Source organism: Nocardiopsis oceani (genome assembly GCF_054777395.1).
The window spans coordinates 86,151-107,951 of the sequence record NZ_BAAHAR010000023.1; the positions used below are offsets into that span (position 1 = coordinate 86,151).

Annotated in this window: 15 protein-coding genes and 1 pseudogene; 6 read left to right on the forward strand and 10 right to left on the reverse strand. The window is 69.3% G+C overall.

The genetic code is table 11. The annotated features are described in order from the left end of the window. The first annotated feature begins 12 nt into the window (after positions 1–12). Positions 13–945, forward strand: a complete 933-nt coding sequence (locus ACYVDG_RS15335; protein ID WP_460751959.1) for a Gfo/Idh/MocA family protein — start codon at positions 13–15, stop codon at positions 943–945. Between the two features lie 22 nt (positions 946–967). Here the strand turns inward: ACYVDG_RS15335 and ACYVDG_RS15340 are convergent, their stop codons facing one another. Continuing rightward, on the reverse strand, positions 968–1,231 hold the full coding sequence (locus ACYVDG_RS15340; protein ID WP_460751962.1) for a GlsB/YeaQ/YmgE family stress response membrane protein: 264 nt from the start codon (positions 1,229–1,231) through the stop codon (positions 968–970). Between the two features lie 215 nt (positions 1,232–1,446). Between ACYVDG_RS15340 and ACYVDG_RS15345 the strand changes: the two genes are divergently transcribed. Beyond that, the gene (locus tag ACYVDG_RS15345) at positions 1,447–3,579 is read left to right on the forward strand and encodes an ATP-binding protein (RefSeq protein WP_460751965.1); all 2,133 of its coding nucleotides are present in this window, start codon (positions 1,447–1,449) and stop codon (positions 3,577–3,579) included. 372 nt (positions 3,580–3,951) lie between these two features. Here the strand turns inward: ACYVDG_RS15345 and ACYVDG_RS15350 are convergent, their stop codons facing one another. The 4 genes and pseudogenes from ACYVDG_RS15350 to ACYVDG_RS15365 form a co-directional block, all read right to left on the reverse strand. Further along, positions 3,952–5,190, reverse strand: a complete 1,239-nt coding sequence (locus ACYVDG_RS15350) for a hypothetical protein (protein WP_460751968.1) — start codon at positions 5,188–5,190, stop codon at positions 3,952–3,954. 353 nt (positions 5,191–5,543) lie between these two features. After that, the gene (locus tag ACYVDG_RS15355; RefSeq protein WP_460752082.1) at positions 5,544–8,366 is read right to left on the reverse strand and encodes a BTAD domain-containing putative transcriptional regulator; all 2,823 of its coding nucleotides are present in this window, start codon (positions 8,364–8,366) and stop codon (positions 5,544–5,546) included. Between the two features lie 30 nt (positions 8,367–8,396). Continuing rightward, positions 8,397–8,834: pseudogene (locus ACYVDG_RS15360) on the reverse strand (AfsR/SARP family transcriptional regulator); the annotation flags it as partial. A 318-nt stretch (positions 8,835–9,152) separates the two neighbouring features. Then, a complete protein-coding gene (locus ACYVDG_RS15365) occupies positions 9,153–10,979 on the reverse strand; it encodes an outer membrane protein assembly factor BamB family protein (RefSeq protein WP_460751971.1) in 1,827 nt (608 codons plus the stop codon). Between the two features lie 600 nt (positions 10,980–11,579). Here ACYVDG_RS15365 and ACYVDG_RS15370 point away from each other — a divergent pair. Then, entirely contained in the window at positions 11,580–13,718 is a 2,139-nt protein-coding gene (locus ACYVDG_RS15370; RefSeq protein ID WP_460751974.1) for a hypothetical protein, read from the forward strand. 137 nt (positions 13,719–13,855) lie between these two features. On the opposite strand, the gene ACYVDG_RS15375 is transcribed toward ACYVDG_RS15370, so the two are convergent. Then, entirely contained in the window at positions 13,856–14,014 is a 159-nt protein-coding gene (locus ACYVDG_RS15375) for a hypothetical protein (protein ID WP_460751977.1), read from the reverse strand. 166 nt (positions 14,015–14,180) lie between these two features. Next, complete coding sequence (locus ACYVDG_RS15380) at positions 14,181–15,146, reverse strand: ABC transporter substrate-binding protein (protein ID WP_460751981.1); 966 nt, start codon at positions 15,144–15,146, stop codon at positions 14,181–14,183. A gap of 175 nt (positions 15,147–15,321) precedes the next feature. Here ACYVDG_RS15380 and ACYVDG_RS15385 point away from each other — a divergent pair, with 175 nt between their 5' ends. Continuing rightward, positions 15,322–15,723, forward strand: coding sequence for a helix-turn-helix domain-containing protein (locus tag ACYVDG_RS15385; protein ID WP_460751985.1), 402 nt, complete (start codon positions 15,322–15,324; stop codon positions 15,721–15,723). A 133-nt stretch (positions 15,724–15,856) separates the two neighbouring features. Here the strand turns inward: ACYVDG_RS15385 and ACYVDG_RS15390 are convergent, their stop codons facing one another. From ACYVDG_RS15390 to ACYVDG_RS15400, 3 genes are all read right to left on the reverse strand, one after another. After that, the gene (locus ACYVDG_RS15390; protein WP_460751989.1) at positions 15,857–16,471 is read right to left on the reverse strand and encodes an ATP-dependent Clp protease proteolytic subunit; all 615 of its coding nucleotides are present in this window, start codon (positions 16,469–16,471) and stop codon (positions 15,857–15,859) included. Further along, positions 16,468–17,124: a ClpP family protease gene (locus tag ACYVDG_RS15395; protein WP_460751992.1), complete on the reverse strand. Its 657-nt coding sequence runs from the start codon at positions 17,122–17,124 to the stop codon at positions 16,468–16,470. The genes ACYVDG_RS15390 and ACYVDG_RS15395 overlap by 4 nt, the downstream gene beginning before the upstream one ends. Positions 17,125–17,272: 148 nt before the next feature. Next, positions 17,273–17,767, reverse strand: coding sequence for a MarR family winged helix-turn-helix transcriptional regulator (locus ACYVDG_RS15400; RefSeq protein WP_460751997.1), 495 nt, complete (start codon positions 17,765–17,767; stop codon positions 17,273–17,275). A gap of 248 nt (positions 17,768–18,015) precedes the next feature. Between ACYVDG_RS15400 and ACYVDG_RS15405 the strand changes: the two genes are divergently transcribed. Together ACYVDG_RS15405 and ACYVDG_RS15410 are read left to right on the forward strand one after the other, a co-directional pair. Continuing rightward, entirely contained in the window at positions 18,016–20,973 is a 2,958-nt protein-coding gene (locus ACYVDG_RS15405) for a Na+/H+ antiporter subunit A (RefSeq protein ID WP_460752086.1), read from the forward strand. Further along, positions 20,970–21,800, forward strand: a complete 831-nt coding sequence (locus tag ACYVDG_RS15410) for a Na(+)/H(+) antiporter subunit C (protein ID WP_460752001.1) — start codon at positions 20,970–20,972, stop codon at positions 21,798–21,800. Before ACYVDG_RS15405 ends, ACYVDG_RS15410 begins: the two co-directional genes overlap by 4 nt. The last annotated feature ends 1 nt before the right edge of the window (position 21,801 follow it).

Below are 21,801 nucleotides of genomic sequence, written 5' to 3' on the forward strand. Positions count from 1 at the left end.
CGGGAGAGCCGCATGGGACTGCGATTCGGACTGCTGGGCACCGGTTTCTGGGCCGCGGAGACACAGGGGCCCGCGCTGGCCGCGCACCCGGGGGCGACCCTGGCCGGGGTGTGGGGGCGCGACCCCGCCAAGGCCGCGGCGCTCGCCGAGAAGCTCGGCACCCGGCCCTACGAAGACGCGGACGCGCTCATCGCCGACGTCGACGCCGTCGCGATCGCCCTGCCGCCGGACGTGCAGGGCGACCTCGCCCTGCGCGCGGCCAAGGCCGGACGACACCTCCTACTGGACAAACCGGTCGCCCTGTCCACCGCGGTCGCGGACGCGGTCGTCGCCGAGACCGAGGCACGGGGACTGGCTTCGGTGGTGTTCTTCACCAACCGCTTCTCGGACGGGGTGAACGAATTCCTCCGCGAGGCGGCAGCCGAAGGCGGCTGGCACGGCGTGCGGGCGACCCTGTTCGCGTCGATCTTCCAGCCGGGCAACCCGTTCGGGGCCTCGCCGTGGCGGCGGGAGAAGGGCGGCCTGTGGGACGTGGGCCCACACGTGCTCTCCATGGTGCTGCCCGTGCTCGGACCGGTCGAGGAGGTCACCGCGATGGCGGGGCCGAGGGACAGCGTGCACATGCTGACCCGGCACCACCGGGCCGTGGGGTCGTACTCGGTGACCCTGGACGCGGCGCCCGAGGCCGGGGACTTCTCGGTCGACCTCTACGGCGAGAGCGGGTGGCGATCGGTGCCTGGCGGCGACCGGAGCCCGGTCGAGGCCTTCGGCGCAGCGATCGATCGGCTGGTCAGCCAGGTGGAGCGGGGTCCCGGCGACCCCTGCGACGTGCGCTTCGGCCGCGACGTGGTGGCGGTCCTGGCCGCGGCGGAGGCCTCCGTCCGCTCAGGTCGGACCGTGCAGGTGGCTGAGGCCACCGGGTCGGGTCCGGTGGCCTCGGGGTGATGCCGGTGAGCGGTTCCGTCGGTCAGGCGGGCGTGCCCGCGTTCTTCGCGTACACACCGTCGGCGAGGTAGACGATTCCGGCGGCGATGAGCACTTGGACCACCAGCACGAACCAGAAGGCGTTCAAGATCATCGCCCCGATCCACCCGCCGAGGAAAGCCGCGACGATGCCCAGGACCAAGGTCAGCCAGATGGGTAGGTGCTGCTTACCGGGGACGACGAGTCGTCCCAGCGCGCCGATGATCAGTCCGACGATGAGCGCGCTAATGATTCCGGTGATCTCCACGGGTCCTCCCCAGGTAGACGCCTTCCCCCCGTTCCCCGGACAGCAGAGAAGGACACGCCCGATTACATACCTGAACTAAGCTTTTGCCCGATTTTTGGCGCTTTGAGAAGTGCACTTGCTGATGCATAGGCCGCTGCACGTGACACTGTGAGTGCCCGGATTAATCCCGAAAGTGAGGGGCACAACTCCGTCTGTCGACATCGAGAGAAGCCCCCATGCCCCCTCCCGACGGAGAACAGCCGGACCCGTCACGCAACTCCGCCCGTGACGTGTACGGCGGCACCTTGTTCCAGGCCGGGACCATTCACGAGGTGCACTACGCTCCGGACCACCGAGCACCCGTTCCCCGCCAACTCCCGTCACCGCCACGGCTATTCACCGACCGCGAGCGGGAATTCCGCCACCTGCACCACCTCCGCAACGAGATGTCGCAGGAGCGGGACGGTCGGACCGTGGTGCTGACCGGGACCGGAGGCGTCGGCAAGTCCGCCCTGGCCACCCGCTTCCTGAGCTCGACCAGCGCGTCCTTCCCGGACGGGACCCTCTACGCCGACCTACTGGGGTTCGCCGAGGACGGCCCCGCCGACACCTCCGACGTCCTGGACGCCTTCCTCCGCGCGTTGGGAGCCGAACCGGCCACCATCCCGCACGAGTTCCCGGCGCGGGCCGCGGCCTTCCGCAGCCACACACACGGAAGGCGGATCGCGGTCCTGCTCGACAACGCCCTGTCCGCCGCCCAGGTCCGCGCCCTCACCCCCGGCCACGGTGAACACCTGGTCCTGGTGACCACACGAATGCACCTGGCCGGGCTGCGCCTCGACGGCGCCGAGTTCTTGGACGTGCGGCCCCTGGGCGAGATCGAGGCCCTGGACCTGGTCTCGCGCATGCTCGGCGACGACCGCGCCCGTTCCGACCCCTCTTCGGCACGCCAGCTTGTCTCCCTCTGCGGGCGGCTCCCCCTCGCGCTCCGCGCCGCCGTCAGTGGGCTGGTGCTCCGCCCCCATCAGCCGTTGAGCCGCCTGGTCTCCCGGTTGACCAGCGAACACGACCGGTTAGCCGAGCTGAGCCACACCCGGGAAGTGTCCGTGGACACGGTCTTCACCGCCTCGTACCGCCTGCTCCCCGAACGGGCACGCCGCCTGTACCGGTTACTCGGCGTGCTGCCAGGCCGGGACCTGACCCCCGACGCCGCGGCGGCCCTCGTCGGCACCGAACCGGCCACCGCCGAGGACCTCCTCACCGAACTGGTCGCCGCCAACCTCCTGGAGGAGAACCCGAACGGGCGGTTCCGCCAGCACGACCTGGTCCGCCTGCACGCCCGGGCCCGTGCCGAGGAGGACGAGGAGCACGACGGCACCGCGGCCGCCCTGGACCGGGTTTTGGACCACTACCTGACCACGGCCGCTGCCGCCGACCGCACCTTGAATCCCGGCCGGTGGCACTTGGCGCCGGTCTTCGAACGCCCGCTGAACAGCGCTTTCGAGACGAGGGCGCGGGCCCTGGACTGGCTGGAGTCCGAGCTGGAGGTCCTGCGCGCCACTGTGAGCTTCTGCGGCGCCACCGGAAGGCACGACCTGTGCTGGCAGCTGTGCGAAGCCCTGCGCAACGTGTTCATGATCCGCAAGCACTTCGCCGCCTGGAAGGAGACCTACACCGTCGGCCTGGCTTCGGCCGAGGCGCTCGACGACCCCGCCGCCCAGGCCAACATGCTGAACGCCCTCGCGGGGCTGCACCTGAGCCTGGACCGCCCCGAACGGGCCAGCGAACTCCACCACCGGGCCTTGGAGTGCTGGACCCGAGCCGACCACGTGCTGGGCCAGGCCTCGTCACTGGAGGGGGCCGGGGTGTGCGAACTGGCCCGTGAGCGGCCCGAGCGGGCCCGCGACCTCTTCGAACAGGCCCTCGCCGTGCACACACGGCTCGGACGGCACCGCGGTATCGCGCTGATGCTGCGCCGCCTCGGGGAGGCCAGCCGGGACCTCGACGACCATGTCCGCGCCATCGACCACTTCCGCCAGGCCCTGGAGTACTTCACCGAGTCCGACGAGCCGTACATGCGCACGCGGACCCTGGTGGGACTGGCCGCCACCCACCTGGCGGCGGTCGACGCCGACAGCGCCCGCCCGGTGCTGGACGAGGCCCTCCGTGTCGGAGGGCGGATCGGCGCCCGGCATGAGGAGGCCGGGGCACGGGTCATGCTCGCGGGCCTCGCCGAGTCCGAAGGGCGGGTCGACGAGGCCCGCGAACTTCTCAGCGCAGCGCTGTCCACCTACATCGAACTGTCCTCCCCCGAAGCCGGGCGGATACGGTCACGCTTGGCAGCGCCGCCGTATACGAACGCACGCTGAGCTCCGCCTCGCTAAGCTCAACGGCCAGGTCGCCGACGGGTTCCCCCGCCAACGGACGGGAGCACGCGAGTGCCGCGACCAGACCAGCCGACCCTTGGTCGGGCACCCGCACAGGTCCGGGAACTCCTCGTACGTGTACGGCCGAGACCTCCGCCACGCCGATGACCACCCGGCATCCCGGCAGGCGGTCGAGGACCTCCCTCGGACACAGGCCCTCGCCTCCGGTTACCCCGACGACATCCGCGGCGTGCAGCCACCGAGGCGGAGTAACCGGCGACTTCAGCACTCCGAGATACTCGCCCAAGGGCCGGAGGCGGCCGACGGGGGTGAGCAGACCGACCTCGCACCGAACCGGGCGGTTCATCCAGGGGTTCATGCCGCGTCCACCCTGGTCCGTTCCCGCTGCCCGACGAACCCGGGTGTGCGCAACGGTTCGAGTCGGGCGGGTCCCTCGGGTTCGGACAGGTCCATCAGCCGGTACATCACCTCGCGCAGGAGCCGCGCCGACCGCCCCGGGACCGAGGTCAGCCGGGCGTCGACCAGTTCCGCGCGCTCCGGGACCCAATGCTCGACCGCCTCTTCCAACTGTCGGCCGACCGGGACGTCCTCTCGGTAGTGCCTCCCGAGCCGGTGCAGCAGCTCCGGCGCGGATCCGGGGACGATGTCGGCGACACCGCCGGCGAGCAGGGGTGCCGCGCCGAGCCCCGCGGCGTACACGGCCACCGAGCCGGAGTCGCCGATCACCGCGTCCGCTGCCAGGAGGAGTCCGAGCCAGGGCGAGGTCGGCGCGAGGATCCGCAGGCCGCGGCGCCGGGCCCCGCGCAGCCAGGCGAGAACCTGCCTTGGTCCGTGCGGCCACCAGATCCCGGGGTGGAGGACCAGTGCGGCGACGTATCCGCGGGGGAGTTCGGTCATGAGCCGGTCGACGAGGTCGTGACGGCTGCCCCAGGCCCCGCTCGGCCCCCATGAGCTGCAGACCACGACGAGGCGCTCGTCCTCCCCGACCCCCATCCCACGCCGAAACCGCTCCCGCTCGGGCAGGGCGGAGCGGGCCCGGTCGTAGCAGGGGTCCCCGACGAGGTGGATGATCTCCGCGGTCTCCGGAACCGCGGAGGTGAGCGGAGCCTTCTGGTCCTCGTGGGCAATACCCAGGGCCGCCGGGATGATCCTGCCGTAGCCCGTGAGCGCACCGGGCACGGCGCCGCCCACGGTCCGGGCGACCGGAGGGCCGTAGCCGTTGCCGCGCGCCGTGTAGCGGGAGAAGCCGGTGCCGTGCGGTATGACCAGGACGGGCGCCCGAACCTGACCCAGGCAGCCGTGGTTGGCGGCAACCGCGAGGTCGTATTCGTGGCTTGTGGCCTCTTCCCAGGGGAGGACGGCCGCGTCCAGGGTCCGCAGGAACTCGTGCCCGCCCGCTTCGCAGAGGGAGCCGGGCGCGAGCGTCCAGATCACCTGGACCCGCCGGTCGGACTCCAGCAGCGGGCCGATGAACTCACTGATCCGATCACCGGACTGATAGTTGTGAACAACCGCGAGGACCGTCTTGCGTGCGCGTATCGTCGGAGGGGAGACAGGTCCGACATCTCCCCTGATCCAGGATCTCCTGATCACCAAGGTGCCGTCCTTCCGACCTTGCCGATTGGTCGGGTTCAACTCTGCGACGCGCAACTGGCCCGGCTCTGGACACGCCCTTGCCGCTATCTTGACGATTCCTGCAACGGTCTGGCCGACACCTTGACGAGGACGCGACGGGACGGGCGCCGCCGCCGGTCCCTCGGCCAGTCGTTGCCCAGGGAGACAGGACCAAAGGCGGACGGAGAAAGACTGCCAGGGCGCAAGGCAACCGCTTCCTGATGGGGGGGTGGTGGGGCTCCAGACGGTTGATCACGCCAGAACCGCGGCCACCTTAGGTCACATGTGTCCCCATGCGCAGCGATTTCGAAAAATGAGGGATATATGCCCAGCTAGCCCGGTTGGCCCAGGTCCGTGTCCGTGGCGATCCGGATCTTGAAGAGCACCTCGGCAAGGTAGGGGGAAGGGACCGGTTCGAGGATCCGCGCTGCCTGCTGCCAGCATTCGAGCGCCTGAGCAGTGTCACCCTCCCGACTGTTGAGGTCGCCCAACCGGTCGTGGGCCAGCCCCTCGTCCAGAACCGACGCGTTTCGCTCGGCCACCCGCCGCGAACCCACATAGCTCCATCGAGCCGCGGACCATCGCACCTGACTTGCCTGCACATCGCCGAGGGCCCTGAGCAACTTGGCCTCCGGCCCCGGGCTCCTGTGCGCGCGGACCCGTTCCAGGCCCTGCTCCAGAGTCTCCTGTGCTTCCTCAGTCCGGCCCAGCCCCAAGAGCGCGAATCCGATACCGGCGGTGCAGTGGATCATGCTCTGCTCGTCGCGCGTGCACCAGAATGCCCTGTATGCGGCACGGAAACTGTCCAAGGCCTGCTGGTGTCTGCCGAGGTAGTTCTCCAACATCCCGATGATCTGGCGTGCGCGCGCCACACCCGACACGTCGCCGTGCTCTCGGAAGACTTGGAGAGAGCGCTCGGACATCTCCCGTACGTCGCGGTGTCGCCCTTCCGCGAACCGGAGCTGCATCAGGTTGATCGTGACCGTGGCCTCGAACTGGCTGTCCCCCAGTGCCTGGTACAGGGATCTGGCGGTCGTGTACGAGAGGTCGGCGAGCTCGCGCTGCCCCAATTCAAGCTGGCTTATCGCCATGTGGCTGTACACCTTGGCGACGCCGCGCTGGTTCCGCAGTCGGCGGAACTCGGCGAGGGCAGCCTTATAGCCGGCGACCGCACCAACGTGGTCCTCGCGGAGGGCCCTGATGATCGCGAGTTGATCGCGCGCGTGCGGGACCTCGTTCTCACCGCCGTTGCGGAGCCACAGACCGATCGCGTGGCCAAGGCACTCCTCGGCACCTTCCTTGTCCATCAGGTTCAGGCGCATGAGGGCCAACTCGTAGAAACCGTCCGCCTGACCCAGCGGGTCGCCCAATTCGCCCCACGCTTCCACCGCATACTCGAGCAACCGCTCCCCTCGGTCCCAGGGGCCGTTGCTCTCCAGCAGTCCGGCCATCGCCAAGGGAATCCTGGCCGCGTACTCGGTGAACCCCCGTTCCCGAGCGTGCTCGATGACCGCCTCCACCGCGGGGAAGTGGTCCGCGAACCACTCGCGGGCCGCACGCGGGGAGGGGAAGAAAGGGGTTGCCACACCGCGGGCGATCGGGTGTTCAGCACGGCGCCGCCCCAGGCGCGCGGCGCGGTCGGCCTTGTCGACCGTAGCCAGGTAGTACGCAAGGATCCGGTCCTCCACCTCCCACCGCTCCCGGTCTGACATCGCGCGGGCGGCGCGCTGGTGGGCGAACTGCCGGACCAGATCGTGCATCCGGTAGCGGCCCGGGCTGACCTCCTCCAGGAGGTGCACGTCCAACAACTCGTCCAGGGAGGATTCGGTCCCGGCCCAGCCGCCGACGGAGGCCGCCACCGCGTGCTCGGGGACCACAGGTGCCGGGTGCAGGCCGACACACAGGAAAGTCCGCCGGGTTTGCGGGCTCAGTTCCTCGAAGGAGGCCGCGAACACCGCTATCGCCTCCCATTCGGCACCTTTCACCGCCTCGCGCCTCTGCCGTTCCAGTCGGTCGGCGAGATGGCCAAGGCTCCATGTCGGGCGGCGCCGCAAGCGGGCGGCGGCCACCCGGAGCGCGATCGGCAGGCGGCCGGCAAGCCCCACGACCCGATCCATGCCCTCGGCATCGACCGCACGCCCGGTGAAGGCGGCGAACATCCGGGCGGCGTCCTCTTCGTCCAGTGCGCGCAGATTCACGTGGCGGGCCCCGTCCAACCCCGCCAGGCTCCGTCGGCTCGTCACCAGAACCACGCTCCCAGGCGTGCCCGGAATGGCCGGGGCTACCTGGCTTCGGTGGCTGGCGTTGTCCAAAAGGAGCAGCACTCGTCGTCCGGCGATCTGGTTGCGCCACATCGCACCACGCGCCTCCGGCTCGGCAGGGATGCTGTTCCCCGGGACACCCAGCATCTGCAGGAGCCGAAAAAGGACCTGATCCGGTCCAGCATCAGTCAGGTCCGTGTGCAACCGGACGTCGAACCCGGCCCGCAACACATGTGCCGCGTGCAAGGCGAGGGTGGTCTTCCCCGCGCCCCCGAGGCCGTTGACCACCTGTAGAACGGTTCGCCCTTCGGACGCATGCACTGAGTCGAGTATTTCCTCGAGCTCGTCCTCCCGGCCGAGAAAGTCGGCCACGTCAACCTGAAGGGTGTCGACCACCTCCGGTTGGCGGTCCTTTTCGCTCACCTGGCCGGGCTCCGCCCACGAGGCTTCGTCGTCGCGGTCCGCCTCGGTGAGGACGCGCTGGAAGAGATTCCGCGTCCGGGGGTTCGGTTCGGATCCCAGTTCGGCGAGCGTGTGTTCACGCAGTTCGGTGTAGCACTCCACCGCCTCGGTGTGGCGCCCGCACGCGATGAGGGCGCTCATGTGGTGGAAGGCGAGTGTCTCGTCCCGGGGATGGCCCTCCAAGCGGTCCGCTACCTCTTCGTGTTGGCCGAGTGCGAGCCGGACATCCGCCCACTGACCGAGGATGCGGGTGTGCTTGCCGACCGTGTTCCGGCGAAAGGACTGCGCCCATGCCTCAGTGAACTCGCTGAGGGGATCTCCTTGCCACTGGTCCAGCGCGTCCTCCAACAGCGCTGCGGCACGGCTGTGCTCGCCCCGGCGGGACAGGTTCCGGGCCGTGTCCAACCACTGCTGGGCCCGGTGCCAGTCCACACACTCCGGTTCGGCTTCCAGGACGTAGCCCTGCCCCCGGCGGACGACCCCCGCCCTCGCACCCGCACGCCGCAGCCTTGTGCGAATACGGCTGAAGTAGGTATGAACGCTGGCCTGGACTGAGCCAGGTGGGTCATGGCCCCATACGTGCTCGATGAGAGCAGCGGTAGGGACGACGCGGCCGAGGGATTCGGCGAGGACCGCGAGGATAAGGCGGGCCTTTGGGGACCCCACGTCAACCGGTTGGTTCGCAACCAGTATCTCCGGGCTCTGGGTCAGGATCCTTATGTCCAACCTGTCACCACCCAACACCGAACCATAATGCCACCCCACATTACGGATTGCCAAGATTATGGATTCGGACATCTGCCACAGAACCAAAACACATGCGCCATGAGCAGGAAGGATGAAGGCCAGATCCGAATGAATTATCCCCGACAAGGCTGGCCGCGATCCCGATGTATACATTCCAGTCCAATGGCGCTAGCATTCACTCCACAACTGCACGAGAATTCCGCACGTTCCGTTGCGCATTCTTCTGCACATTCCTCAGCACGTGCACCGGAACACAGTGACGGCCCCAGCCGAGGCTTGGGTTCTCACTGTGGTCGCAACACCCTGACTCTCAGGACGTTGCGGCCACCGTGTCGTTGACGAAGGAAGAGCAGGACCGTCAGGGGGGCGCGCCGCCGAGGCCGTGCTGGCCGAACTCCGCCGCGCCTGACGCCACTGGAGACACGTGCGAGCACTTCGCAGTGCCCTAGGGAAAGGGGGTACGCGACCGCCTCAGGCGAGTCCGAGGAGCAGGTGCGTATCCGCCGACAGGAGCAAGGAACCGGGTGCGGGAAGCAGCGTCACCTCGTCACTTCCGGGGGAATCCCGGTCACCGACGAGGTCCACCTCGAACTCCCGCCGCTCGGCACCCTCGATGTCGTCCCAGGGTTCGACGCTCACCATGGTGTTCATACCGCTGCTCTCCGAATCACCCGTATGCGACACCGTGACCACCGCGCCGTCGAGGATGCTCCTGCCGATGCCGGGGCCCGTGTACAAGAGCTGAGTGGGGGCAGTGCGCTCCTCCCCCGTGTACGGGCGCCAGACAAAGGCGCCCTCATCGCCGGACTCCCGCTTCTCCATGTACCCGTCGTGCGTGGGGTGCTGGACGTACGCGTGGGAGTCGCTGGATTCACGGCTGATCTCCTCACCACCGGGGCCGAGGAAGAGGCGTCCCACCCCTTCCACGTCGTCGGCACCATCCGGCCATTGGAGGGCGAGGATGTCCTGGTCGGCTCCGAGTTGCAAGTTCACGTAGGTCCAACGGGTGGTCACCGACTCCTCATGACGCCAGACCTCTGTCCCGTCCTCGAAGTCGAGTCCTAGGACCACGACATCCTGGTCATGCACATCCCTGGGGTAGCGGTGGTACTTGGGGGTGTGTGCCGCGGCCTCGGGTGCACACTGCATCACCACCACGGCCTCGCCCCCGAGCAAGTGGCGCGTGCCCTCCCCTTGATCGGGCGTGAGGTAGCAGTCCTCAGGAGATGCGAACTCCCAGATCGCCTCCCCGGAGTTGGTGCCCCGGGCGACCACCCGGTTGTCCGCGGGATCGTCCTGGGTGAGGGTGTAGACGTAAGTACCCTCCTGGGTCAGCGAGAATCCGTGCGGCAGATTGAGGTCGCCGATGGTCCCCCGGTGGTGGGGCGCTTCGTAGTCGGCACGTACCTCACCCGTGTGCCCGTCGAGCGCTAGCAGCCGCAGTGTGAAACCTTCCGTTCTGGCCCTGGCCAGAAAGGTGACGACCACCAGGGAACCGTCCGGCGAGGCGACCACATCCCTGGCCTGTTCACCTGCGCGGCGGAAACTCCAGAGCTCTTCGCCCTCGACCGTGTCCAGGGCTGCCACTCCGCTGTCGTGGCGCACCACGGCCCCGGGCCCTACCGGGATCACCTGGGACACGGTGTCTCCCTCCGGCGCCTCCCACTGCCAAGCCACCTCACTGACCCGCTCAGGCGCCGGGGCCGTAGCAGTATCGGCGGCTCCGTCCTCGGCCGGACGCGAGTCCGCCACAGGGAGCAAGGACACCACGAACACGACCGCGAACACGATGGAACTGACCGCCAGACCCGCACCGCCACCGGCGAACCGGTGTGCCCTGCGGCCACCCCGGGCCCGTGGCGAGAAGGACAGGATGATGAGGCCGGCAACCAGGAACGCACCGCCCCAAGCGACACCGTACGGGGAGAAGTCGATGGCGGGTACGCGCTCAGTGTGCTCCGGGGTATAGGAGATCGCCTGCCCCGCATGGTGCGCGAACACCGCGAGGAAGAAGAGCAGCGGCAGCGGGGCCAGCAACCGCCATCTGAGCCCGGCGGCCCCGGAAGTCCCAACGGGTGCCTCGGGCTCCGGCCGACGGGTTGCACCCCTCAGCTCGTCCCAGCGGATCAGGGCCAACACCGGAACCGAGACCGCGGCCACGACCAGAATCCCCGGTACTGTCCACGTCCACTCCTCCCCTGGTACACCGTGGATCGTCAGCACGGCCCAACCGAAGAGAGCAGAGGCGGGAACCAGAAGACCGACGGCGAACCAGAAGCGCGCGGGGGACTCGAACATCACGCGAGGCTACTATCGCGGCGGTGACCGCATCCACGGGATTTCCCGACCGCCTCCGGCCCCGGCCCGGCCCCCGAAGTGCGTCGCCTCGGATGCGGTGGACACCCGCCCTCGCGAACCGAACCGCTGAGGCTCTGGTCCGGGATGAGGTCCCAGCACCCGACAACGCGAGAGCACAGGAACCCACACGCACGTGCGGCCTACCGTCCTTACGGGCGTCGGGCTTACTGAACGCTCGTCGGGTTCCCCCAAGCGCGCGCCGCAGCGCGCACTTCCTCCGCCACAAGGGCTTGAACTCATCCGAACCCGACCACCCGTTCCGGCCATCGTAGGTACGGGCGAATGGCCCCCACGGAAGCGACGGGGTCACATAGCCGGGGACGCGTTCGCGCCCTCGGCCCCGGCGAGGCCGACCCGACGCTGGCTCCGTCCGGGTACCCCGCCGCCACACCGCGAGGCTGGAAGGCACGGATGCCGGAAGAGAACCCCCCGGAGCGCAGCGAAAACTACCCTGCCGGTGACCAGGCGGACCCGAAAGCACCGCGTTGCACCTCCTACACCACCGATACGGTTCCGCTACCACGACGGCACGGGCCCGGAGTGTTCTGGCTGACGATCACCACCTATGTGCGCGGGGCCGGTGCGCTGCTCACCGCGACCATCGTGCCGCTGCTGCCCGCACTGCTGGCGGCACAGGCACTGCTGGTGGTCCAGTCCCTCGACGGAACGGTCACCGAAGGCGCCCTGACTCCCAGCGGTGAACCGAGGACGGCCGGTCTCTGGCTGGCGGCGGCCGCCGGGGTCCTCACCCTCGTCGGGGGTCCCGTCGCGTTGGGCGCGGGGATCCTGGTCGGCGGCGGCGCCATGCTCGGTCACCGTGTTCCGGTGGGCCCCGCGTGGCGGCGCTCCCTGCGCCGGTATCCGACGGTTCTCGGGTGGGCGGTGCAGATCTCGCTCCTGGCGGTGGTCACCGCGGTCGCCATCGTGTATCCCCTACTCCTCTTGGAGCTTCCACCCGTCCTCGTGCTGTCCTTCGGGGTGATTGTCGGCTTTGTCGCGATCATGTTCTACGACCCGGTGATCCTGTCACTGCCGGTCGCCCTGATCGCGGACACCGGCCTGGGCGAGGCCCGGCGCACCGTCCGGCGGCTGCGCCGCAACCGGCCCGGTGTCCACCTCGTGTTCGTACTGCTGGCGCTGGGCGTCTCCTGGGGGACGAACACGGGACTGGTGTGGGCCGCCGAGGGGCTGCCCCTCCCGATCCCCGCCTTCGCGCAGGTCACCTTCGTCAGCTTCTTCGGGCCGATGCTGCTGTGGCCGTGGGTGCTCCTGCTCCTGTGCGCTCCCCTCCTGCACGCCCCCTTCGCCACGGTGAGGACGGGATACGCACTGGCCTTCCTCGACATGGACCGTGTCAGGGGACGGCTTCCGCGCGCGGTCGGCCCCACCCGGACCCGGCCCGCGCGGACCGCCGCCGTTGCCCTGGCCGCACTGCTCCTGCCACCGCTCATCGCCCCGGTCACCGCGTGGGCCAACCCGTCCGGAACGCCAGCGGTCACCACCGCGTCCTTCGAAACCAATTGGGCCGTCTATGACTCGACCTCGGTCACAATGCGGACCGACGGCTCACCCACGGAAGTGCTCATCGCGGCGCGCGGCGTTGTCTACAAGGGCGACTGCGACCCTGACTGCGGTGATTTCCGCTCCGTGACCACGGTGTTCTACGGCCAAACGGCCCACACGAAGGCCGGAGACTGGCTGGTGGTCGCCGATTGGGCGCGAGAGGGTGCGAGTGGTCTACGGATCTCCGCCTGCGAGGGACGGTGCGACCACTCCGGGGAAGTACCGAGCCAGTATCCGTCCGAGGAACCGTTCGACTCCGCGGAAGTCTTCGCGGACGAGGTGGAGGTGGAGCACCTGGCCATGGCCGCGCTCGACGAGGATCCCGTGCTGGTCACCCACACGGCGGTGCCACCCGAGGACTCCGCGGAGGAGCCCGAGGCACGGGACCTCACACTGTGGGTGTGCGAGGACGCCTTCTGCTCGGACCACGAGGCCGTCGGTCTTCCCCCTGTTCCGCTGCAGACGAACGGCGGGGACCGGGATCCGGCGGCACTGGAGGTCGCGGCCGGGGCCGACGGCGGGATCGCTGTCACCGCCATGGACCTGCCGAGCGGTGAACTCACCCTGGTGACGTGCGCCGACGAGGGCTGTGAGGATCCCGCCGTGCGCCAGCTGGTCGAGCCCGACCGGGACTGGACCGCCAGTACCGATCGCGAGCGCCCCTTCGGCGCCCGGGTCGAGTTGCGCCCGGACGGTACCCCGGTCGTCGCCTACCGGGCACCGGAGGACGGCAGCGCTCGGCTGATCGACTGCGAGGACGCTTCCTGTTCCGTCTGGGAGGAGCGGGAGCTCACCGGCCCGGGGTACTCCCGGCCGGTTCCCGGCCTGGCCGTGGACTCGGCGGGGCTGCCCCGGGTCGTCACCTTCAACGAGACCGACGGCCCTGAAACGGACACGGGTCAGTTGGTTCTGGTCTCCTGCCAGGACCCGGGGTGCGCGGAGTCCACCACGCTCCCGCTGGCGGCGCTGGACGAGGCGCCCGCCTTCGGCTCCGTCGAGCTCGACGGCGACGACCGGCCGCACATCGTCTGGGCCCAGGAGGACCCCGACTACGGGTGGGTCGACGCGCTCGAACTCCTGCGCTGCGAGGCCCCGCTCTGCGGGGCGGGCGGATAGCCGTTCACCCGGCAGCGACCGGAACCCCGCCGCTCCGGACACCGCGCACGCCAGAGGTGCCGTGTCGAACCCCGCTCGACACGGCACTTCCTTCTGCGGCAGCTCGTGCGCTACGGGCCGCGGCCCCTTGCCCTGGCTCAGGCGGCCAGGGTCTGGGGCCGGCGCGGAGTCCGAATCCGCGCCCACAGGGTCCGGGGACGGGTCCGGGCCCGGTCCGCCCGGCGCTCGCGGAGGGCGGCACGCTCCATCTCGGCGCGGTAGAGGTCTGCGGCCTGGGCGCTGAGGTCGGGGTGCATGGCGTCTCCTCCGGGTCTGTGTGCCGGGTGCGTTTTCCCGGCTGCTTACAGACTCGCGCTAAGGCCCCGGGCAGCACATCGGAAGAGGACCGTAGAAACGCGCCCGACGCGATGACTTAGGCCCGGAGTGCCGGTACCTCAGACTCGGGCGGGTGCCTTAGGTACCTCAGCCGAGGAAGCCGCGGACGTCGGCGATGATCCGCCCCGCGCCGATGACTCCGATGCCGGAGATCCAGGTGCGGTCGTCGACGGGGTGGGCGTTGCCCTCGGACACGGCGGGGACACCGGAGAGGATCTCGTCGTCGAGGTCGGTGTCCTCGGTGACGAACACGATGTCCGCCTCGACCTGGTCGAGGTTTTCGAAGGACAGCTCCGTCATGTCGTTGTCGTCCCAGTCCATGTCGGGGACGGTGAAACCCATCTCTCCGAGGACCGAACCGGAGAACGTACCCGGGCCGTGCAGGCGCACACCGTTGTCCACTCTGCGCAGGACGTGCACGGTCCTGCCTTCGGCGCCGACCGCCAGTCCGGTGTCCACGGCCTCGGCGAGCAGCTCCCCCAGCACCTCCTCCGCGCGCTCGGACCGGCCCAGCGCCTCGCCGACGAGCAGGACGTTGTCCTGCCACCCGATGGCGGGTTCGGCGACGAAGACCGTCGCGGCGACGGAGGAGAGCTGTTCGTGGAAGTCCTCGTGGCGCAGCTTCGTGCCGAGGACGAGGTCGGGCTCCAGGGTCGCGATCGCCTCGATGTTGGGCTCCTCGATGGACCCGACGATCTCCACCTCCTCGACCGCGTCGCCCAGGTAGACCGGGAGGGTGTCGACGGAACCGGCCTGCGCGGCCCCGACGAGCGGGCCGTCGAGCGCCACGACGGTGTCGATCACCAGGCTGTCCAGGGCCACGACGCGCTGGGCCTCCTCGGGGACGGTGACGGTGCCCATCGCGTCCTCGACCTCGCGGCCTTCGGCGGCGTCGTCGGGCTCCTCGGAGGCCTGGCCGCAAGCGGTCACGGCCAACGCGGCCGCACCGGCGAGGCCGAACTGGCGCCGGGTGAGCTGGTCGACGATGGTCGTCCAGTGCTCGGACGAGCCCGTGGCCGGGACAGCGGGCTTGGTCAGAGGGGTGGTGGCCATGGGTGGAACCTCCAAGAGTTAGGCAAGCCACACCTTACTAAGCCCTCTCGGGTGGGCCGCGCCCGGGCCCGGCTGTCGACTTCTGCCGTCCGCAGAAGGCCACCGGGCCCCTCCCGCACCGCCCCTCCCCGACGTAAGCTCAGAAGTCGGGATCCAGAGCTACCGGGAGGCACCGATGTCCGAAAGCGTCCTACACGCCCTGGACGCGGCCCGCAGGGGTAACCGCTCCGGGGACGGCCCGGAGGAGCCGCTCATGCGCGACCTCATCGGTGACCTGCTGCGCCGCACCCGCGTGGAACAGGGCCGGACCCTGCGTGAGGTGGCCGAGGACGCCCAGGTGTCTCTGCCCTACCTCTCGGAGATCGAGCGCGGCCGCAAGGAGGCCTCCTCCGAACTCCTCGCCGCGATCTACCGTTCCCTGGGCCTGGGCATCGCCGACGTCCTCGGCGAGCTCTACCAGCGCACCCACCTGACCCGCTTCGAACGGGCCGGGGCACGGCAGGCACACCTCTCCCCGGTCAACGGGACCGCCGCTTCCCGAGCCGGGCAGACCAGGGTCATGTCCCTGGCCGCCTGAGCCCGGCTCCTGACCGCACCACGGTTCTCGACCGCTTGTCCCCGGTCCCTGAACGGCATCGCGTCCGGCCCATCCCGCCGCGCGTTGCCCAGGCGGTCCCGGGCCTTCCGGTCCGGGACCGCCGCCGTCCACGCTAGGCAGTGACCGGCTCCCGGAGTTCCCTGGTGGTGATCACGCCGTCCACCAAGCCGTACTCCTCGGCCTGCTGGGCGGTGAAGATCTTGTCCCGGTCGGTGTCGGCGCGCAGCTGCTCCTGCGTCTGTCCCGTGTGCCGGGCCAGGATGTCCTCCACCTGGGCGCGGATCCGCAGGATCTCGGCCGCCTGGATCTGCAGGTCCGCTGCCTCTCCGCGCCCCTCGGCGGAAGGCTGGTGGAGCAGCACGCGGGCGTGCTCCAGGGCGGTCCGTTTGCCGGGGGTCCCGGCCGCGAGCAGTACGGCCCCCGCAGAAGCGGCCTGCCCCATGCACACGGTGGCCACGTCCGAGCGGACGAAGCGCATCGTGTCGTAGATGGCGGTCAGGGCGGTGTTCGAGCCGCCCGGGGAGTTGATGTAGAGCTGGATGTCCATCTCTGAGCTCTCGTAGTCCAGGTGCAGCATCTGGGCCATGACGACGTTGGCCACGTCGTCGTCGATCGGGGTGCCCAGGAAGATGATCCGCTCGGACAGCAGGCGGCTGAACACGTCGAACGAGCGCTCTCCGTTCGGTGTCCGCTCGACCACCATTGGAACCGTGTAACGACCGCTCACTTCGAACCCCCCGTCCGCGTGGCGAACCCGGGCGAGTTCCCGCCCAGGCGCATACCGCCCGCCATCTGTCCCGCCGAGTCGACCACGTGGTCTATGAACCCGTACTCCCGCGCCTCCTCGGCGGTGAACCAGGCGTCCCGGTGCTGGTCCTTGGCGATGGTCTCCTCGCTCTGACCGCTGTGCCCGGCGATCAGCCGGATCATCGTCTGTTTGGTGTGCGCCAGGTTCTCGGCCTGGATGGCGATGTCGGCGGCGGTCCCGCCCAGCCCGCCCGAGGGCTGGTGCATCATGATCCGCGCGTTCGGCAGGCTGTACCGCTTGCCGGGGGCTCCGGTGCAGGCCAGGAACTGGCCCATGCTCGCGGCGAATCCCATGACCAGGGTGGACACGTCGTTCGGGATGAAGTTCATCGTGTCGTAGATGGCCAGACCGGCGGAGACGACCCCGCCCGGGCTGTTGATCGCCAGGGTGATGTCCTTGTGCGGGTCCTCATCGGCGAGCAGAAGGATCTGCGCGCAGACCCGGTTGGCGCTGTCCTCGTCGACCTGCGTGCCCAGCATGACGACGCGGCTGCGCAGCAGGCGCGCGGCGAGCTGGTCGTCGAAGGTGCCGCTCGGGGGGTACTCCGCGGCGAACTGGTGGTGTATCGGCATTGGCCCTCCTCGGACCGGCGTTTCGGACGCGGACCACTCGTCCGCTCCCGCCGGTGCTTTCAGCGTGCGTCGAGGAAAGCTCTGACCTCCACCTTTTCGGCCCGGGGCAGATCTGCCCACGGCAGACCGGCCCAGAGAACCGCAGGGATCACGTGTCGTCTATGGCTTCGCGCAGGTCGCGCAGGACGTCGAGGACGACGGGGCGCAGGGACGGCCTGATCGCGTCGAAGACCTGCCGCTGTTTGCGCTCCATGTACTTGCGGCGCTCGGCCAGGACCTGTTCGCCATCTTCCGTGATCGTGACGACGGTGCTGCGCTCGTCACGGTCGGAGCGGCGGCGGCACAGCATGCCCTTGCGCTCGAGCTGCTGAATCATCCGGGTCGCCGAGGGCGATGACACACCGACGATGTGAGCAACCGCACCGACACTCGGATTGTCCAGGCCACGCACAGCTTCCATCAGCAACGACTGTGTCAGGGTGAGTTCCTCAGCACCGCGATGCCCGTGGCCGCCGCGGGCGCGGGCGTGTAGCGCCGCGTTGATCAGTTCGGTCCACACACGTTGGAACTCTTCGAGCTCCTCCGGGTTGGAGTGGGTGACTTCCTGCTGATCAGAGCAGGGCTCAGGGGTCTCGTCGGGCACGAAACGGTCCTCGCATGCTGGGCGTGTTGCACGGGCCCCAGACCCGTGCGGTGGTTTGACGTATGTGTAGTCTAGCTATTAAATAGCTTGCGCACGCAAGTTCAAGTAGAACATTGCCCCTTAAAACGGCACATACACCCCGCCCACAGATCAGCGTGTGGGCGGAGTTGTTTGCTGCGGGGGTGGTGGACGTCCGCCCGGGGACCCGGGTGGGCCCGGACCGGTCCGGGAGGGGCGCATTGACAACAGTGCTGGTCGCGCATTTCATCACAGCTGCGGTCGCGCCGTTACTGGTGCGCCTATGGGGCCGTAACGGGTTCTACGCGCTCGCGATCGTCCCCGCCCTGGCCACCGTGTGGGTCCTGTTCCAGCTGCCGGACGTCCTCCGTGGCGAGGCGCTGAACGAGTCCGTCGCTTGGGCCCCCGAGTTCGCACTGCGGCTGGGCCTCCACATGGACGCCCTCGGGCTGGTCATGACGCTCATCGCCGCCGGCGTGGGCGCCTTGATCCTGATCTACTGCGCGCGTTACTTCGACGACTCCGAACCCGGCATCGGACGCTTCGCCGGGGTGTTCGTCGCCTTCGCCGGGGCCATGATCGGCCTCGTCCTGGCCGACGACCTCATTCAGCTCTTCATCTACTGGGAGCTGACCTCGGTCTTCTCCTACCTCCTGGTCGGCCACAAGGCCGAGTCCCAGGACAGCCGGCGCGCGGCGATGACCGCCCTGACCATCACGGTCTTCGGTGGTCTGGCGATGCTGGTCGGCATGATCATGCTCGGCGAGACCGCCGGGACCTACGTGATCTCCGAGATCGTCGCGAACCCGCCCGAAGCCGGGGCCGTGATCAACGCCGCCCTCGTGCTGATCATGATCGGCGCGATGTCCAAGTCGGCGCTGTTCCCGTTCAGCCTCTGGCTGCCCGCGGCCATGCAGGCACCCACGCCGGTCTCCGGTTACCTGCACGCCGCGGCGATGGTCAAGGCGGGTGTGTACCTGGTCGCCCGCCTCACCCCGGCCTTCGACGACGTCGTCGTCTGGCAGAGCATGGCTCTGGCCTTCGGTGTGGCCACCATGGTCTTCGGCGGCTGGAAGGCGCTGCGCCAGTACGACCTCAAGCTCGTCCTGGCCTACGGCACCATCAGCCAGCTCGGTTTCCTCATCGCCCTCCTGGGCACCGGGACCCGGGCGGCCGCCCTGGCCGGCCTCGCGATGCTGGTCGCGCACTCGCTGTTCAAGGCCCCGCTGTTCCTCTCGGTCGGCATCATCGACCACAGCACCGGAACCAGGGACCTGCGCGAGCTGTCCGGTCTGCGCCGCTCCATGCCCGGCACCTTCTGGGTGTCGGTCGTGGCACTGGCCTCCATGGCCGGCCTGCCGCCCACCGCCGGCTTCGTCGCCAAGGAACTCGCCTTCGGCGCCTACCTCGACGGCGGCGGCGCGTTCGACACCCTGGTCCTGGTCGGCCTGGTGCTGGGGTCCACCTTCACGGTCGCCTACAGCCTCCGCTTCCTCTGGGGCGCCTTCTTCGACAAGGAAGGCGTGCAGGACACCCACGTCCACGCGCCCGGTGCGCTGTTCCTGGCACCCGCGGTGGTCCTGGCCGGGCTGAGCCTGGTCGGCGGTCTGGTCTCGAGCTGGACCGACCCCCTGTTCGCGGCCTACGCCGACACCGTTCCCGCCACGCCCGGCGCCTACGAGAGCTACCTGGCCCTGTGGCACGGCTGGGAGCTTCCGCTGCTGCTGTCCGCGATTGCCGTGGCCGGCGGTCTGGTGCTCTTCTACTTCCGCAACCGCGTGGCGCTGTTGGGCACCCGGATGGCCGTCGTCAACCCGGAGCGCAACTACCGGCGGATGATGGCCGGGCTGGAGAACGTGGCCCTGCAGGTCACCGGTAGCACCCAGCGCGGCTCCCTGCCGGTCTACCTCGGCACCATCCTGGTGTTCATGGTGGCTGCCGCAGGCATCCCGATGGTCACCGGCCAGATCTGGTCCGGCGACTACCCGCAGCTGCGCCTCTGGGACGCCACGGTGCAGGTCATCCCGGCACTGATCGTCGTGATCACCTGCCTGCTGATCCTGTTCGTGCGGCGCCGCCTGTACGCGGTGATCCTCGTCGGCATCGGCGGGTACGGCGTGGCAGCCCTGTTCTACCTGCAGGGCGCCCCCGACATCGCGCTCACCCAGTTCCTCGTCGAGACCGTCAGCCTGGTGGTCTTCGTCCTGGTGCTGCGCCGTTTCCCGTCGCACTTCTCCGCCCCCGCCCTGCGCGGACGCCGGATCTGGAACATGGTGATCGGCGCGGCCACCGGACTGGTGGCGGCGGCCATGACCTGGTACGCACTAGCCGGGCGCCAGGAGCCCTCGGTCGCCGAAGGCTACGGCGCGGCGGCCCGCGAGGCCGGAGGCGAGAACATCATCTCGGTACTCCTGGTCGACGTCCGTGTCTGGGACACCATGGGTGAGCTCGGGGTGATCGCGGCGGCGGCCGCCGGTGTCGCCAGTCTGATGTTCGTGCGCCGTCGGGCCCAGCCCCGCAAGGCACCGGGCGGGGTGATGGCCCTGTCCGTCACCAACGCCCCGCAGCCCGCCGACGATCGGAGCAGTGTTGACCTGGGCCAGCTCCGGGTCGCTCCGCGGAACATGCACGTCAAGCCGGGGTGGAACCGCACATGGCTGCCCGGCGCGGCAAGCCTGCCGACCGAACGGCGATCGCTCATCTTCGAGGTGGTCTCGCGCTTCCTCTTCCCGGTCATCATGATCATCTCCGTGTACCTGCTACTCACCGGCCATACCGACGTCGGCGGCGGTTTCGCCGGCGGCATGGTGGCGGGCCTGGCGTTCATCGTCCGCTACCTCGCGGGCGGCAGGTACGAGCTGTACGCCAGCGCTTGGCTGCAGCCGGGCGCCCTCCTCGGAGCCGGGCTCGCCGTGGCCACTGGCGTGGCGATCGGTGGTGCCATCTTCGGCGGTGACATCTTCGCCGGAGCCCACGGCTACATCAACCTCGGGTTCCTGGGCGAACCGCACCTCACGGTCTCACTGATCTTCGACATCGGCGTGTACCTACTGGTCATCGGACTGATCCTGGACATCCTGCGCAGCCTCGGCGCCCGGATCGACGAACAGGTCGAAAGGGACGCCGCGCACGCAGAGGAGTCCGGGGATACAGGGGCCCCCGCACGAGCCGAGGAGGTCACCTCGTGAACGACTCACCAAGTCTGACCATCGTCATCGTCATCGGGGTCCTCGTCGCGGTCGGTGTCGTGCTCATGCTGGAGCGCAGCCTGACCCGTGTGCTGCTGGGCTTCATCGTGATGAGCAACGGCGCCAACCTGATGCTGCTGGCCATGGCCGGGCAGCCGGGCGGTCCCCCCGTCCTCTGGTTCACCCCTGAGGACGAGATGACCGACCCGCTGCCACAGGTCATGATCCTGACGGCGATCGTCATCACCCTCGGCTTGACGGCGTTCCTCTTGGCCTTGGCCTATCGGAGCTGGCAGCTCGAGGGCAACGACGAGGTCCAGGACGACGCCGAGGACCTTCGGATCGTGCAGGGCGAGGGCCGCCGTGCCGTGCGGCAGCGCTTCGTGCAGGAACGGCGCAGGCTGCGGGCGGACATCCGCCGCCAGCGGGCCGAACTCCAGGCCACCATCGCCGCGGCCGACGCCCAGGAGCTGGCCGAACAGGCCCGCATCAAGGCGGAGATCGCGGCGGCCCAGGCCGAACTGGCCCGGTTCGAGGTCGAATCCGAGGACAGCCAGGGCGATGAGCGTTCCGAGGAGACCGCGCGCAGGCTGGCCGACCGCCAGCAGAGCATGGTCAACCAGGTGACGGAACTGCGCGGCCGGATCCGTCTGGGCCGCAAGCGACTGCGTGAGCACCGGCGCGCCGACCGTGCCGCCGAACGCGAGCTGTGGCGCGAGCTGCGCCGCCGCATCCGTTCGCAGCGGCGCCAGGCGCGCCAGACCATGCGGGCAGAGCGTGAACGCCTGGCTCGCGCAGAGGACAGCGACCTGCAAGGGAACGACTGAC

Bases quoted from the DNA above. Each gene is read 5' to 3' on its own strand.
- ACYVDG_RS15395 (WP_460751992.1), bottom strand. From the start codon at position 17,124: ATGCCGATACACCACCAGTTCGCCGCGGAGTACCCCCCGAGCGGCACC.
- ACYVDG_RS15365 (WP_460751971.1), bottom strand. From the start codon at position 10,979: ATGTTCGAGTCCCCCGCGCGCTTCTGGTTCGCCGTCGGTCTTCTGGTT.
- ACYVDG_RS15335 (WP_460751959.1), top strand. From the start codon at position 13: ATGGGACTGCGATTCGGACTGCTGGGCACCGGTTTCTGGGCCGCGGAG.
- ACYVDG_RS15345 (WP_460751965.1), top strand. From the start codon at position 1,447: ATGCCCCCTCCCGACGGAGAACAGCCGGACCCGTCACGCAACTCCGCC.
- ACYVDG_RS15375 (WP_460751977.1), bottom strand. From the start codon at position 14,014: ATGCACCCCGACCTCAGCGCCCAGGCCGCAGACCTCTACCGCGCCGAG.
- ACYVDG_RS15385 (WP_460751985.1), top strand. From the start codon at position 15,322: ATGTCCGAAAGCGTCCTACACGCCCTGGACGCGGCCCGCAGGGGTAAC.
- ACYVDG_RS15380 (WP_460751981.1), bottom strand. From the start codon at position 15,146: ATGGCCACCACCCCTCTGACCAAGCCCGCTGTCCCGGCCACGGGCTCG.